13 protein-coding genes are annotated in these 14055 nt (G+C 42.8%); 7 read left to right on the top strand and 6 right to left on the bottom strand.

Annotation, left to right across the window (positions count from 1 at the left end; all coding sequences use genetic code 11):
- Nucleotides 1-20 precede the first annotated feature (20 nt).
- A complete protein-coding gene (locus ACHLI0_RS03960) occupies nucleotides 21-1067 on the top strand; it encodes a mannose-1-phosphate guanylyltransferase (RefSeq protein ID WP_032840735.1) in 1047 nt (348 codons plus the stop codon).
- A gap of 3 nt (nucleotides 1068-1070) precedes the next feature.
- Here ACHLI0_RS03960 and ACHLI0_RS03955 read toward each other — a convergent pair whose 3' ends face one another.
- Nucleotides 1071-1964 (bottom strand): helix-turn-helix domain-containing protein, encoded by an 894-nt coding sequence (locus ACHLI0_RS03955; RefSeq protein WP_008763139.1) that lies wholly within the window; start codon nucleotides 1962-1964, stop codon nucleotides 1071-1073.
- Nucleotides 1965-2125: 161 nt separating this feature from the next.
- Between ACHLI0_RS03955 and ACHLI0_RS03950 the strand changes: the two genes are divergently transcribed.
- The 5 genes from ACHLI0_RS03950 to ACHLI0_RS03930 are packed head-to-tail and all read left to right on the top strand — an operon-like array spanning nucleotide 2126 to nucleotide 8006.
- Nucleotides 2126-3394, top strand: coding sequence for a TolC family protein (locus tag ACHLI0_RS03950; RefSeq protein WP_490748497.1), 1269 nt, complete (start codon nucleotides 2126-2128; stop codon nucleotides 3392-3394).
- A gap of 16 nt (nucleotides 3395-3410) precedes the next feature.
- Nucleotides 3411-4325 carry an HlyD family secretion protein gene (locus tag ACHLI0_RS03945; protein WP_113748434.1) on the top strand — a complete coding sequence of 305 codons (915 nt, stop codon included), beginning with the start codon at nucleotides 3411-3413 and terminating at the stop codon, nucleotides 4323-4325.
- On the top strand, nucleotides 4304-5773 hold the full coding sequence (locus ACHLI0_RS03940; protein WP_490748496.1) for an ATP-binding cassette domain-containing protein: 1470 nt from the start codon (nucleotides 4304-4306) through the stop codon (nucleotides 5771-5773). Before ACHLI0_RS03945 ends, ACHLI0_RS03940 begins: the two co-directional genes overlap by 22 nt.
- Before the next feature lie 2 nt (nucleotides 5774-5775).
- Complete coding sequence (locus ACHLI0_RS03935; RefSeq protein WP_055218337.1) at nucleotides 5776-6879, top strand: ABC transporter permease; 1104 nt, start codon at nucleotides 5776-5778, stop codon at nucleotides 6877-6879.
- 11 nt (nucleotides 6880-6890) lie between these two features.
- On the top strand, nucleotides 6891-8006 hold the full coding sequence (locus ACHLI0_RS03930; protein WP_008765077.1) for an ABC transporter permease: 1116 nt from the start codon (nucleotides 6891-6893) through the stop codon (nucleotides 8004-8006).
- A 103-nt stretch (nucleotides 8007-8109) separates the two neighbouring features.
- On the opposite strand, the gene ACHLI0_RS03925 is transcribed toward ACHLI0_RS03930, so the two are convergent.
- The 4 genes from ACHLI0_RS03925 to ACHLI0_RS03910 all read right to left on the bottom strand — a co-directional run bounded on the left by ACHLI0_RS03925 (nucleotide 8110) and on the right by ACHLI0_RS03910 (nucleotide 10627).
- Nucleotides 8110-8538 (bottom strand): Hsp20/alpha crystallin family protein, encoded by a 429-nt coding sequence (locus ACHLI0_RS03925; RefSeq protein ID WP_008763145.1) that lies wholly within the window; start codon nucleotides 8536-8538, stop codon nucleotides 8110-8112.
- 267 nt (nucleotides 8539-8805) lie between these two features.
- Nucleotides 8806-9282: an alanyl-tRNA editing protein gene (locus ACHLI0_RS03920; protein WP_490748494.1), complete on the bottom strand. Its 477-nt coding sequence runs from the start codon at nucleotides 9280-9282 to the stop codon at nucleotides 8806-8808.
- Nucleotides 9283-9317: 35 nt separating this feature from the next.
- Complete coding sequence (locus ACHLI0_RS03915) at nucleotides 9318-9962, bottom strand: SanA/YdcF family protein (protein WP_008765079.1); 645 nt, start codon at nucleotides 9960-9962, stop codon at nucleotides 9318-9320.
- On the bottom strand, nucleotides 9959-10627 hold the full coding sequence (locus ACHLI0_RS03910; RefSeq protein WP_413554939.1) for a DUF4919 domain-containing protein: 669 nt from the start codon (nucleotides 10625-10627) through the stop codon (nucleotides 9959-9961). The genes ACHLI0_RS03915 and ACHLI0_RS03910 overlap by 4 nt, the downstream gene beginning before the upstream one ends.
- A 314-nt stretch (nucleotides 10628-10941) precedes the next feature.
- On the opposite strand from ACHLI0_RS03910, the gene ACHLI0_RS03905 reads away from it, so the two are divergent.
- Complete coding sequence (locus ACHLI0_RS03905; RefSeq protein ID WP_070749998.1) at nucleotides 10942-11646, top strand: SGNH/GDSL hydrolase family protein; 705 nt, start codon at nucleotides 10942-10944, stop codon at nucleotides 11644-11646.
- A gap of 277 nt (nucleotides 11647-11923) precedes the next feature.
- Here the strand turns inward: ACHLI0_RS03905 and uvrB are convergent, their stop codons facing one another.
- Entirely contained in the window at nucleotides 11924-13957 is a 2034-nt protein-coding gene (uvrB, locus tag ACHLI0_RS03900) for an excinuclease ABC subunit UvrB (RefSeq protein WP_008765082.1), read from the bottom strand.
- Nucleotides 13958-14055 lie beyond the last annotated feature (98 nt).

The raw sequence follows: 14055 nt of genomic DNA, 5'->3' as shown, positions 1-14055 counted from the left end.
AACAGGGGAGTAATATGAGCATGGATAATCATATCGTAATTATGGCTGGTGGCATCGGTAGTCGTTTTTGGCCGATGAGTACACCGGAATGTCCCAAGCAATTTATTGATGTAATGGGATGCGGGCGTACGTTGATTCAACTGACTGCTGATCGTTTTGATGGCGTCTGTCCACGGGAAAATGTGTGGGTAGTGACGTCCGAGAAATATATTGATATTGTCCGGGAGCAATTGCCGGAGATTCCTGAAAGCAATATCCTTGCAGAGCCTTGTGCACGAAACACTGCTCCCTGCATCGCCTATGCTTGCTGGAAAATCAAGAAAAAACATCCGAACGCCAATGTGGTGGTGACTCCGTCGGATGCATTGGTTATCAATACAGGTGAATTCCGCCGGGTAGTAGAGAAAGCACTTCGTTTTACTGACAACAGCAGTGCTATCGTAACGCTGGGTATCAAACCGACTCGCCCGGAAACCGGATATGGATATATTGCTGCCGGAGATCAGATCATGACTGATAAAGAGATTTTTACGGTAGATGCATTCAAGGAAAAACCGGACAGGGAGACTGCCGACAGATATCTGGCCGAGGGTAACTACTTCTGGAATGCAGGAATTTTTGTTTGGAATGTGCGTACTATCACTTCCGTGATGCGTGTATATGCTCCGGGCATAGCGCAAATCTTCGATCGTATTTTCCCCGATTTCTATACGGAGAAGGAAAATGAAACGATTAAAAAGCTGTTCCCAACCTGCGAAGCTATTTCCATAGACTATGCCGTAATGGAAAAAGCACAGGAAATCTATGTACTTCCGGCTTCTTTCGGTTGGTCGGACTTGGGGACCTGGGGAGCGCTCCGCGGACTGTTGCCACAAGATAAATCCGGAAATGCTACGGTAGGGGCCGATGTCCGTTTGTACGAAAGCAAGAACTGCATCGTACATACCAGTGAAGAGAAACGGGTCGTTATTCAGGGTCTGGATGGATATATCATTGCTGAGAAAGATAATACACTGTTGATTTGTAAACTGGAGGAAGAACAGCGGATAAAGGAGTTTTCAAAGTAATCCTTAATTCTTTTGATATTCCTGAGGCGTCATTCCGGTCATTCGTTTGAAAAACTTGCTGAAGAAAGACGGATTGGGAAAGTTTAATTCATCTGATATCTGATAAACAAGGCGGTTGCTATGTTTTAGCAATACTTTAGCCTCTAGTATAATGGACTGGTTTATCCAGTCCATTACTGTTTGCTGGCTGGTTTGCCGGATTACAGTGTTCAGATAACGGGGAGTGAGACAAAGTTTATCCGCATAGAAACTGACATTCCGTTCTGTCTTGCTATAGGTGTTGACCAAAGAAATGAAGCGCTGAAAAATATCGTTTTGATGGGTTAATGGACTGAGTTCGGCCTGCCCTTTGCTTTTGGCTATATACTCTATATTATATAGTAATCCTACCAGTAAATGCTGAATGACCTCTTTTCTGAATACAGGTTCTTGCAATACACTCCACATGACCGTCACAAAATTCTCTATCTGTATTTGTTCTTCGGTAGACAGTGGAAACAGGAGATTTTTCTTTTGTTGGAGGAAATGGGTGAAGAATTCTTCCTTTCCGGATATCGGCAGAAAGTTCAGGTCTACTGCCATCATGTGAGCATCAAAATCGTGAGATACTTCTATGATTTGTATGATAGAGTTGGGAGCTATCAGGGATATATGGTCGGGCAGGAAAATATATTCGATCAGATTGATTAAAACACGTGCCGAGCCATTAGTGACAATAGCAATACGGCCTTCCTGTAGCCGGTACGGTTGTCCGACACTGAAGATAGTCGTTTCCATTTTTGAGAAACTTGTCACAAATCCGAATTCGGCATTGATGAAGCGAAATTCGTTGTGACGTACTATATTTATATCCTTCAACAGTTGGAGGCCTAATTCCATCGGTTTCTTCTGTTCCATTTTCTCAGTTCTTTTCCGGCAAAGATAAGAAATAGCCCTTGAATCTTCTCTTTTTTTAGGATGAATCGAACTATTGGGACATATTTTCCAACTATCAGAATGTGAAACTATTACTTAAAGGTCTATCTTTGTCTTTTGAAGAATTCATAGAAAAAATGCGTATGAAAAGAATTATTTTTAGTCTTTCGCTTTTACTGTTCATGCCCGGAATGTATGGGCAGAACGGGCATATAACACTAGAAGAATGTCAGCAAAAAACGCAGGATAACTATCCGTTGGTGCGTCAATATGATTTAGTGGAGAAGACGAAAGAATATAATCTGGAAAATGCGGCGAGGGGATACTTGCCTCAGTTTGCTCTTTCGGCAAAGGCGTCTTATCAAAGTGATGTGACGGAGTTACCCATTGCCATTCCCGGTGTGGATATCAAAGGGATGGCCAAAGACCAGTATCAGGTGATGCTGGAGTTACAGCAACAGATATGGGATGGCGGAGGAATCCGGATGCAGAAGAAAAAGGCTACGGCGGAAGCGGAGATTGACAGGGAAAAGTTGAACGTCGATATGTATGCGTTGAATGGCCGTGTGAATGATTTGTATTTTGGAATTCTTATGTTGGATGAGCAGTTGGCTCAGAATGCCTTGCTGCAAGATGAACTGGGACGGAACTTCCGTCAGATTACAGCTTATGTGGACAATGGAATAGCCAATCAGGCCGATCTGGATGCTGTGAAAGTGGAGCAATTGAATACCCGCCAGAAGAGAGTGGAACTGACTTCTTCCCGTATGGCTTATTTGAAGATGCTTTCGTTATTGATGGGAGAGGTGCTTTCGACGGAGACAGTATTGGAGAAGCCTGTTCCTCAAAACGAACTGTCGGCTGTCAGTGAGATTCGCCGACCGGAACTGTCGTGGTTTGACGCACAGGGAGCCGGTTTGCAGGTACAAGAGAAAGCCTTGAATGTGCGCCATCTTCCTCATTTCGGATTGTTTGTGCAGGGAGCTTACGGTAATCCGGGATTAAATATGCTGAAGAATGAATTTTCTCCTTATTATATTGCAGGTGTCCGGCTTTCATGGAATTTCGGGAGTCTGTATACGCTGAAGAATGACCGTCGGGTGATTGAAAATAAACGGAAGCAACTGGATAGCAATCGGGATGTGTTTCTTTTTAATACGAGACTGGAAATGACGCAGCAAGATCAGTCTGTCCGTTCGTTGGAGAAGCAGATGCAGGATGATGATGAAATTATCCGGTTGCGTACGAATATTCGTCGGGCTGCGGAAGCCAAAGTTGCGAATGGTACGTTGACAGTAACAGAGATGCTCAGAGAACTGACGAATGAAAGTCTTGCCCGTCAGGCGAAGGCAATGCATGAGATTCAACGGTTGATGGGTATCTATCAATTGAAATATACTACTAATCATTAATAAAAATCTTTCGGATATGAAACGAATGACAAAAATAGGAATATACGGGATGGCAGTATGGTTGCTTTCTGCCTGTGGAAATGGAACGCCCGATTATGATGCAACGGGAACCTTTGAGGCTACGGAAGTGATCGTTTCCGCTGAAGCGGCGGGAAAACTGCTGCAACTGGAAGTGGAAGAAGGAACGAGATTGAAAGCCGGCGAAGAAGTCGGGCTGGTAGATACCGTCCAGTTATATCTGAAAAAGTTGCAACTGGAAGCAAGCATGAAATCGGTGGAAAGCCAGCGTCCCGATCTGGCCAAACAGATAGCTGCTACCAAACAGCAAATTACTACAGCGCAAAGGGAAAAGAAGCGGGTAGAGAACCTGCTTGCTGCCGGAGCTGCCAATCAGAAACAACTAGATGACTGGGATGCACAGGTAACCTTGCTTCAGCGGCAGTTGATTGCTCAGGAATCCTCATTGATGAAGAGTACGAACAGTCTGACGGAACAGGGAAATTCGGTCGGTATACAAGTGGCACAGGTGGAAGACCAGTTGAACAAGTGCCATATTCAGTCGCCTATTGAAGGTACGGTACTGGCAAAATATGCGGAAGCGGGAGAACTGGCATCCGTTGGCAAACCGCTGTTTAAAGTGGGTGAGGTAGACCGGATGTATTTGCGGGCTTATGTTACTTCAGAGCAATTGTCCCAAGTAAAATTGGGGGATGAAGTGACGGTGTATTCCGATTATGGAAATTCGGAACAGAAAGCCTATCCCGGTGTGGTCACTTGGATTTCGGACCGTTCGGAGTTTACCCCCAAAACGATTCTGACTAAAAATGAACGTGCCAATCTGGTATACGCAGTGAAGATTGCCGTGAAAAATGACGGTTCGTTGAAGATTGGTATGTATGGAGGTGTGGTATGGAAAAAGGAGAACCCATAGTCGTTGTAAAGGAAGTCAGCAAGAGCTATGGGAAAGTAGAGGCACTGAAAGAGATTTCTTTTGCGGTAGAGCAGGGAGAAATTTTCGGGCTGATCGGTCCTGACGGGGCGGGGAAGAGTACCTTATTCCGCATCCTGACCACTTTACTGCTGGCTGATAAAGGTACGGCAACTGTCAACGGACTGGATGTGGTGACGGATTACAAGCAGATTCGTACGAAAGTAGGATATATGCCCGGACGGTTCTCGCTTTATCAGGACCTTTCGGTAGAAGAGAATCTGGAATTTTTTGCTACGGTATTTCATACGTCGATACAGGAAAACTATGATTTGATTAAAGATATTTATCAGCAGATCGAGCCCTTTAAGAAAAGAAGGGCAGGTGCTTTGTCGGGAGGTATGAAGCAGAAGCTGGCATTGAGCTGTTCCCTGATTCATAAACCTGATATTTTATTTCTAGATGAACCGACTACGGGTGTAGACCCTGTGTCGCGAAAAGAATTTTGGCAGATGCTCTGTAATTTGAGAAAACAGGGGATTACAATCATTGTTTCCACTCCTATTATGGATGAGGCTCGTCAATGCGACCGGATTGCTTTTATTAATCACGGGCAGGTGCACGGAATCGATACGCCCGACCGGATCCTTCAGAAGTTTGCTTCCATTCTTTGTCCGCCACCCTTGGAACGGGAGGAGGCGCAACAGATGGCAGTTCCTGTTATCGAGGTGGAGCAGCTGACCAAATCCTTCGGACATTTTACGGCAGTCGATCATATCTCTTTTCAAGTGCAGCGGGGAGAAATTTTCGGTTTTCTTGGAGCCAATGGGGCAGGTAAGACGACTGCGATGCGTATGCTTTGCGGATTGAGCCGTCCGACTTCGGGAGTAGGAAAGGTGGCAGGCTATGACATCTTTCGGGAAGCCGAACAAGTCAAAAGGCATATCGGATATATGAGTCAGAAATTCTCTTTGTATGAGGATCTTAAAGTCTGGGAGAATATCCGTCTCTTTGCCGGAATTTATGGGATGAAGGAGATGGAGATTGAAGAAAAGACAGATGAATTGTTAGAACGCCTGGGGTTTGCAGACGAACGGGATACGTTGGTGAAAAGCCTTCCCTTGGGTTGGAAACAGAAACTGGCCTTTTCTGTCTCTATCTTCCATGAGCCGAAAATAGTCTTCCTTGATGAACCGACCGGAGGAGTTGATCCTGCTACTCGCAGGCAGTTCTGGGAGCTGATTTATCAGGCTGCCGATCGGGGAATCACTGTATTTGTTACCACGCACTATATGGATGAAGCGGAATATTGCAACCGAATATCGATTATGGTGGACGGCCAGATCAAGGCACTGGATACACCGGCCCGGCTGAAAGAACAGTTTGGTGTGGAGACAATGGATGATGTGTTTCAACAACTTGCCCGCCATGCGGTGCGTAAAGCGGATTGATTATGAAACAATTTATTGCTTTTGTAAAGAAAGAATTTTATCATATTTTCCGTGACCGGCGTACCATGCTGATCCTGTTGGGAATGCCGGTCGTAGAGATTATTTTGTTTGGTTTTGCCATCAGTACGGAGGTGAAGAATGTCCGACTGGCTGTTCTCGATCCTTCGAATGATATGGTGACTAGGAAAATCATAGACCGGCTGGATGCGAGTGAGTATTTCACAGTTACTACCCGTTTTCATTCTCCGCAGGAGATGGAAACTGCCTTTCGGAAAAATAAGATCGATATGGCGATTGTATTTGGAGAGCGTTTTGCCGACGGACTTTATACGGGAGACGCCCGTGTGCAGCTGATAGTCGATGCAACCGATCCCAATATGTCTACCTCGCAGAGTAATTATGCAGCCAGCATTGTTTCTTCGGCAGGGCAGGAGATGTTGCCTCCCAATGTGTCCGTTTCACGTTTGACTCCGGATGTCAAATTGCTGTATAATCCGCAGATGAAGAGTGCCTACAACTTTGTGCCCGGAGTCATGGGATTGATTTTAATGCTGATTTGCGCGATGATGACCTCTATTTCCATAGTTCGTGAAAAAGAGACGGGCACGATGGAAGTATTGCTGGTATCTCCGGTAAAACCATTATTTATTGTACTGGCAAAGGCAGTACCTTACTTTGTTTTATCTTTTGTCAATCTGACAACCATTTTGCTGCTTTCAGTCTTTGTACTGGATGTGCCGGTAGTGGGGAGTTTGTTCTGGCTGGTGATGGTGTCTTTGCTCTTTATTTTCGTGTCGCTGGCTTTGGGTTTGCTGATTTCCTCTGTGACAAGTACACAGGTGGCAGCCATGCTGGCCTCCGGAATGATATTGATGATGCCCACCATGGTTTTGTCCGGAATGATTTTTCCGGTAGAAAGTATGCCGGTGATTCTCCGGGCCATATCGGACATTATTCCCGCCCGCTGGTATATTCAGGCTGTGCGCAAACTGATGATTGAAGGAGTGCCGGTTGTACTGGTACTTAAAGAGATTGGTATTTTGTTGCTGATGGCAGTAGGGCTTATTACCATCAGTATCAGGAAATTTAAATATCGATTGGAATAAAGGAATTTATTATGATAAAATTTCTGATAGAAAAAGAGTTTAAACAGTTGCTTCGCAATTCGTTTCTGCCGAGATTGATTCTTATCTTTCCCTGCATGATCATGTTATTGATGCCTTGGGCTGTGAATATGGAAATAAAGAATATCCAGCTGAATATTGTAGACAATGATCATTCGGTGATTTCTCAGCGGCTGGTGAATAAGATTGCGGCTTCTACCTATTTCCGTCTGACGGAAGTACCGGCATCTTATGAGGATGGATTACGGAATATTGAACTGGGAACAGCGGATATTATAATGGAGATCCCCAGGCACTTGGAGCGGGACTGGATGAACAAAGGAGAAGCCCATATACTGATTGCAGCCAATTCGGTAAATGGAACGAAAGGAGGGCTAGGCAGTTCTTATCTGGGCACTATTATCAATAACTATGCAGCCGAGTTACGTGCAGAATATCCTGATGCCGTATCTGCGTCGGGCAGTGCCCCTTCCATTCGTATCGATATGCAGGGATTATTTAACCCGAATCTGAATTATAAACTTTATATGATTCCTGCTTTGATGGGAATGTTGTTGACTTTGATATGCGGATTTTTGCCCGCCCTGAATGTGGTTAGTGAGAAGGAGGTAGGAACGATCGAACAGATTAATGTGACTCCTGTACCGAAATTTACTTTTATTCTGGCTAAACTTTTACCTTACTGGATCACAGGCTTTATCGTATTGACTTTGTGCTTTTTGTTAGCCTGGCTGCTTTATGGAATAACTCCTGTAGGGCATTTCATCGTGATTTATTTTTTGGCGATTTTGTTTGTATTCGTTATGTCCGGCTTCGGGCTCGTTATATCCAATTATTCGGCAACTATGCAGCAGTCTATGTTTGTAATGTTCTTTTTTATGCTGATTCTGATGTTGATGAGCGGATTATTCACTCCGGTGAGCAGTATGCCTGAATGGGCACAGGTGATCACTTATTTCAATCCTTTGAAGTACTTTATGGAAGGAATGCGTATGGTATACCTCAAAGGAAGCAGCTTGTTGGAACTGCTGCCTGAAATAGGAGTCTTGTTTCTTTTTGCACTGGGGTTCAATACCTGGGCGGTGATCAGTTATCGGAAAAATCAATAGTTGAGAATTTGATTATATAAAAAACAGCTCTTATCCTTATTGGTTGGAAAAGAGCTGTTTTTATTATTGTTTTCACCCCTTGGGATGAATCGTGGTTACTGTATTATTTTACTTCGATTTGCTTTTCGGCCTTCTTCACTTCTTCTTCAGAAATCTTAGGAAGTTGGACGCTCAAAACCCCGTTTTCTACTGCGGCAGAAATTTTTTCTTTATCTACATTATCCGGCAGAATCATGGTCTGCTGAAACTTAGAATAAGAGAATTCGCGACGTAGATAGCGACCTTCTTTCTTCTCTTCTTTGTTTTCAGTCTTCTTCTCCATGGAGATAACGAGGTTGTTGTCTTCATCAATGCGAACATTGAAGTCCTCTTTTGTCATTCCCGGAGCAGCCAGTTCAACTTTGTATTCTTTTTCTGTTTCAAAAACATTGATTGCAGGTGCAGTTGCATTTGCTTTTACCATCCAATCGTTATCAAAGAAATCGTTAAAAATACTTGGTAACCAACTTTGAGTTCTTCTAACAGGCATCATAATCTTAGTCTCCTATCTTTTAGTTAAACATTCGGTTTATTCACTCTTGAATTTCGGTTCGTTGCTTTCCGCAGAGGGGAGCATCCCGACTCTTACTGTCTGCTTTCGAACCGTCGTTCACTGCTATTAGTGCAAACCTTATGCCAAAAGAATTCTGAGACTAAAAATGTCTATTTGTCATTTTAATAATGCCAATTTTGCCTGTTTGGTGACAAAATGTAATCGCGATATGTTTATTTTATATAATATAGATATTAATTTGATAATCTATTTCTTATCAATGAGTTTGAATCTTAATCTTAAAGTTTGCCTTTCTTCATCGTAATCATGACTGATGATTTTGAAGGTTCCTACTTCTGAGGTATTGGACACGTGTAACCCTATACAGGCGCAGGCGTCATAATCTCCTATGCGTATAATACGAAGAGTCTCACTGGCGTCAGCAGGAAGTTTGCTCAGATCTACGATGGCTTTAGCCTGCTCATGAGTCATAAACTCAACAGTTACGGGCAGATTTTGACTGATAACTTCGTTTACCTTATCTTCTATCGCTTGTATCTCCGCATCTGTAGGACAAGCAGGAAGGATATAGTCACACTTGCTCTTTTTCCTTTCTATATGGGCATTTCTTGAGCGAGGGCAACCGAAAGTTTTTACCATAGTGGCATTTAGTAAATGTTCTGCTGTATGCATAGGAGGGTACTCCTGTTTGTTGTGATCATTGAGTTGAGGTTGTTGTTCCATAATTATTTCAATAACTTTTTGTTTTTGATATTTTCTTATTTGCCGGATGGCAGTTTGTACTTTTCTCCCAGGAAATGCGGTTGCTTATCTATCGCTAAATCGATAAACATCTTGACCCTTGCAAATAATTCTCTGATATTGGTTTTCAATCCTGCATAGACGTCTACATCCCTGGCATTAAAACCGATGGCGGTAATCCCATTCTTTTCGGCAAGATAAATAGCCCGCTCATTGTGAAATCGTTGAGAAATGATGGTCAGACGGGTCTGACCGAATACTTCTTTAGCACGCACAACAGAGTCAAGGGTACGAAAACCGGCATAATCTAAATAGATAGACTTTTCAGGAACACCTTTTTGCATAAGCGCTTTCTTCATTTCTTCCGGTTCGTTGTAATCTTCTTTGCGATTATCTCCACTGATAAGAATATAATTAATTTTGCCTGCCTTGTACAATTCAACCGCCGCATCAATGCGATAGTCAAAATATAAATTATTATTCCCGCTTTTCAGCTTAGAAGAGGTGCCGAGAAGCAGACCTACATTGTTTGCAGGAATATCACTGATTTCAGTATAGATGCAGGAGGCTGCATTCTTCTTGATGGTCCAGTCGCAGATAAAGATACTGATAACACAAAGTATGGCAATTATCAGTGTGATATAGAATAACTTTTTTTTCATTTTCCGAATAATTCACTCATATAATCAAGGGAACGGCTAATGTCGAAATACATTTGATTTCCTTCATAGTACTGGCATTTATCAAACTCTATCAGATCACATTTATTGACTAGCGATTGACCTTTCATGTTCTCCATCTTGAATAACATATTCAGCAGTTGGTATTCGTCATTTACGCAGATAACCTTAAATGCGGTTTCTTCGCTTGTACCGTCACCTGTAAGCGCAATCATAGTAAGCAGGGCTGCGTATCTCTTTGAATAGTGTTTTATTTCCCGGATATCTTTCTGGAGCAAACCGGCTATTCCGTACATATTATATAGTAATTGGAGAGATACCGGATTCTTTTTTAGTAATTCTTTGCCGATATTATAAGCATCTTCATACTTTTCTTCTTTAATCAACTTTCGGAAATCCTGAAAATCATCCATACTTCCTTTGTAAGCTGGTGTGAATGAATACCCGTAATATAGCATGGCATGATCTTGCCGGGTGAGTAAAGTATCATTTTCTTCAAAACGTTGCATGAGCTTTTGAAACTCCGTATTGTGACTAGTCACGTACTCTTTGATGGCCGGATAATCCACTTTTAATATTTCTTGTGCGGAACAATAAACCTGAAGGCTAAGTATGCTTATAAAGAAAAGGGTAATGAACTTTTTCATGACAGTGTTTTTTAGGGTATTATGATTCACAAAAATACCATTCTTTTTTAGGAAACCAAGCGTATAGGCATAAAAAAAGGAGCAACGCCTTGCTCCAACCTTTGTTAACCTTAAATCTAATACTATGAAAAACACATTGCAAAGATACGGACTTCTGTGAACTTAGCAAATTAACCAAGGAAAATCTTATGTTATATAACATAGATTAAGAATTTTCCCTTCCCGCTTAACGGATATTCGGTATTTGATCGTTCATATAAAGAGTTTTTTTATCTTTGCAACCAATTTGAATTACTAATCTTTATACTACGTATATGAAAAAGAAAAGACTGGGTCAATGGATGTTGTTGGCCATCGTTTGTTTGAGTTTCTCAGTAGGAGAGACCTATGCACAGAAACATGAGTTCGCTAATTACAAGCGTTATGCGACAGAGAATGCAGCACTTGCACAACCTGTAAAGAAGGAAAAAAGAGTGGTCTTTATGGGCAATTCCATTACGGAAGGATGGGTGAGGACACATCCTGATTTCTTCAAAACGAATGGATATATCGGTCGTGGTATCAGTGGCCAGACGTCCTATCAGTTCTTGCTTCGTTTTAGGGAAGATGTGATCAATCTTTCTCCGGCATTGGTTGTCATTAATGCAGGAACAAATGATGTAGCCGAAAATACAGGTGCTTATAATGAAGATTATACATTCGGAAATATTGCATCTATGGCAGAACTGGCGAAGGCAAATAAAATCAAAGTGATTCTGACTTCAGTATTGCCGGCAGCTGAATTTCCGTGGAGACGGGAGATTAAAGATGCTCCTCAAAAGATTCAGTCATTGAATGCCCGCATAGAAGCTTACGCCAAAGCTAATAAAATTCCGTTTGTGAATTATTATCAGCCAATGGTGGTGGGCGATAACAAGGCCTTGAATCCTCAATATACGAAAGATGGGGTACATCCTACAGGAGAAGGATATGATATTATGGAAGCACTCATTAAACAGGCTATTGAAAAAGCGCTTTAATTATAGATAGAGTGTAGATAAAAAATGCCCTTTGATAAGATTTCAAGGGGTATTTTTGTAGAATCGGAAGATGCTAAGATGGGATATGGGCATAAAAAAAAGGAGCAACGCCTTGCTCCAACCTTTGTTAACCTTAAATCTAATACTATGAAAAACACAGTGCAGAGATACGGGCTTTTGCGAAATCTGCAAATTATTTCTCTTAAATAGGTGTTTTTATAACACTAATTAGCAAAAGTACGGGTTTCTTATAGATTTATTGATGTTTATAAGCCGTTTATCCCCACTTTTCTTTCATCAAATCTTCCAGTTTCAGCAGCTCGTTCCGATATTGGGCGGCTTCGATAAATTCCAGCTTTTTGGCGGCCTCCTGCATTAATTTGCGGGTACGCTCTATGCTCTTTTCCATTTGAGCTTTGCTCATATATTGTACGATTGGGTCGGCTGCGATATTAGGTGAAGAAGGTTCCACATAAGCGTGTTTTTCTTTCAGCAACTCATCGGCTTCGGAACTTGGACTGCCAAATACAGATAAGTTTCTGGCCTTCTTGATTTGTTGTGGGGTGATGCCGTTCGCTTCATTGTAAGCGAGCTGTTTCTCGCGTCGACGGTTTGTTTCATCGATCGTAAGCCGCATACTGTCTGTTATTTTATCTGCATACATGATTACTTTTCCGTTTACATTACGGGCAGCACGGCCTGCAGTCTGGGTCAATGAGCGATGCGAACGGAGGAATCCTTCCTTATCGGCATCGAGAATAGCGACAAGGGATACTTCCGGAAGGTCAAGACCTTCACGAAGCAGATTGACACCGATAAGTACGTCATAAACGCCTTGTCTCAAGTCATCCATGATCTTCACACGTTCTAATGTATCTACATCGCTATGGATATAGTTACATCTCACATTATTGTTGAGAAGGTATTCTGCCAGCTCTTCCGCCATACGTTTCGTAAGTGTCGTGACAAGTACCCGTTCTTCTTTTTCGATGCGCAGCTGAATTTCTTCCATCAGGTCGTCAATTTGATTGAGGCTCGGACGTACTTCGATAACAGGATCAAGCAGACCGGTAGGGCGGATCACTTGCTCTACAACGATTCCTTCCGATTGTATCAGCTCATATTCTGCCGGGGTAGCACTGACGTAAATCACTTGTTTGGTCATCTCCTCAAATTCTTCAAATTTCAGAGGGCGGTTGTCCATTGCGGCAGGCAGTCGGAATCCGTATTCTACTAGATTGATTTTACGGGCACGGTCGCCTCCATACATGGCGCGAACCTGCGGCACGCTTACATGACTTTCGTCAATAACCAGCAAAAAGTCATCCGGGAAGAAATCGAGAAGGCAATAAGGACGGGTGCCGGCAGCGCGACCGTCGAAATAACGGGAATAATTCTCAATGCCGGAACAGTGCCCTAATTCCCGGATCATTTCCATGTCATACGTAACTCGCTCGTACAATCGTTTCGCTTCATATTCTTTGCCGATAGATTCGAAGAACGCTACTTGTTTGGTCAAGTCGTCCTCTATTTCGTGGATGGCACGAAGAGTGGCTTCCTTGGTGGTCATAAATAAATTGGCGGGGTAGATCTTATAGGCTTCGAAAGGAGCGGTAGTCACACCGGTAATCGGGTCCACTTCTTCTATACCATCAATCTCGTCTCCCCAGAAAGTGACACGAAGCAGAGTGTCCGAGTACGCAAGGAAAATGTCGACCGTATCTCCTTTAACGCGGAAATTGCCACGATTCAAATCGATATCATTACGGACATACAGGCTGTCCACAAGACGGCGCAGGAAAACATTACGGTCAAGCATCCGTCCCCGTTCAATTTCGATTACATTTTTATAGAAATCCGACGGGTTTCCCATACCGTAAATACAGGAGACTGAGGAAACGACTACCACATCTTTCCGGCCTGAAAGCAGGGAGGAGGTAGCGGCGAGACGTAACTTGTCAATCTCGTCATTGATGGCGAGATCCTTTTCTATATAGGTATCTGAATTTGGCAGATAGGCTTCCGGCTGATAGTAGTCGTAATATGAAACGTAATATTCTACGGCGTTATTGGGGAAGAATCCCTTGAACTCGCTGTATAGCTGCGCAGCCAATGTCTTGTTGTGGCTCAAGATCAACGTAGGCTTGTTGATGTTGGCGATCACATTGGCGATGGTGAACGTTTTTCCCGATCCGGTAACCCCCAATAAAGTCTGTGCGGGAACTCCTTGAAGTACCCCCTCAGTAAGCTGGGCGATCGCTTCCGGTTGATCTCCGGTAGGTTTGTAAGCTGATGTTAGTTCAAAATTCATAGTTAAATCCTAAAAAGTGGAGCAATATTCGGCAAAATAATTGAGATAACAAATCATTTTTCCAAATAAATCCTTTACTTTGCAACATATTAATATCA

It is taken from the genome of Bacteroides sp. RCH18 (assembly GCF_058231005.1).
The sequence above is the reverse complement of the archived record's forward strand: the minus strand, read 5'-3'. Positions and strand labels throughout refer to the sequence as shown.

Bases quoted from the DNA above. Each gene is read 5' to 3' on its own strand.
- ACHLI0_RS03960 (WP_032840735.1), top strand. From the start codon at position 21: ATGGATAATCATATCGTAATTATGGCTGGTGGCATCGGTAGTCGTTTT.
- ACHLI0_RS03955 (WP_008763139.1), bottom strand. From the start codon at position 1,964: ATGGAACAGAAGAAACCGATGGAATTAGGCCTCCAACTGTTGAAGGAT.
- ACHLI0_RS03950 (WP_490748497.1), top strand. From the start codon at position 2,126: ATGAAAAGAATTATTTTTAGTCTTTCGCTTTTACTGTTCATGCCCGGA.
- ACHLI0_RS03945 (WP_113748434.1), top strand. From the start codon at position 3,411: ATGAAACGAATGACAAAAATAGGAATATACGGGATGGCAGTATGGTTG.
- ACHLI0_RS03940 (WP_490748496.1), top strand. From the start codon at position 4,304: ATGGAAAAAGGAGAACCCATAGTCGTTGTAAAGGAAGTCAGCAAGAGC.
- ACHLI0_RS03935 (WP_055218337.1), top strand. From the start codon at position 5,776: ATGAAACAATTTATTGCTTTTGTAAAGAAAGAATTTTATCATATTTTC.
- ACHLI0_RS03930 (WP_008765077.1), top strand. From the start codon at position 6,891: ATGATAAAATTTCTGATAGAAAAAGAGTTTAAACAGTTGCTTCGCAAT.
- ACHLI0_RS03925 (WP_008763145.1), bottom strand. From the start codon at position 8,538: ATGATGCCTGTTAGAAGAACTCAAAGTTGGTTACCAAGTATTTTTAAC.
- ACHLI0_RS03920 (WP_490748494.1), bottom strand. From the start codon at position 9,282: ATGGAACAACAACCTCAACTCAATGATCACAACAAACAGGAGTACCCT.
- ACHLI0_RS03915 (WP_008765079.1), bottom strand. From the start codon at position 9,962: ATGAAAAAAAAGTTATTCTATATCACACTGATAATTGCCATACTTTGT.
- ACHLI0_RS03910 (WP_413554939.1), bottom strand. From the start codon at position 10,627: ATGAAAAAGTTCATTACCCTTTTCTTTATAAGCATACTTAGCCTTCAG.
- ACHLI0_RS03905 (WP_070749998.1), top strand. From the start codon at position 10,942: ATGAAAAAGAAAAGACTGGGTCAATGGATGTTGTTGGCCATCGTTTGT.
- uvrB (WP_008765082.1), bottom strand. From the start codon at position 13,957: ATGAATTTTGAACTAACATCAGCTTACAAACCTACCGGAGATCAACCG.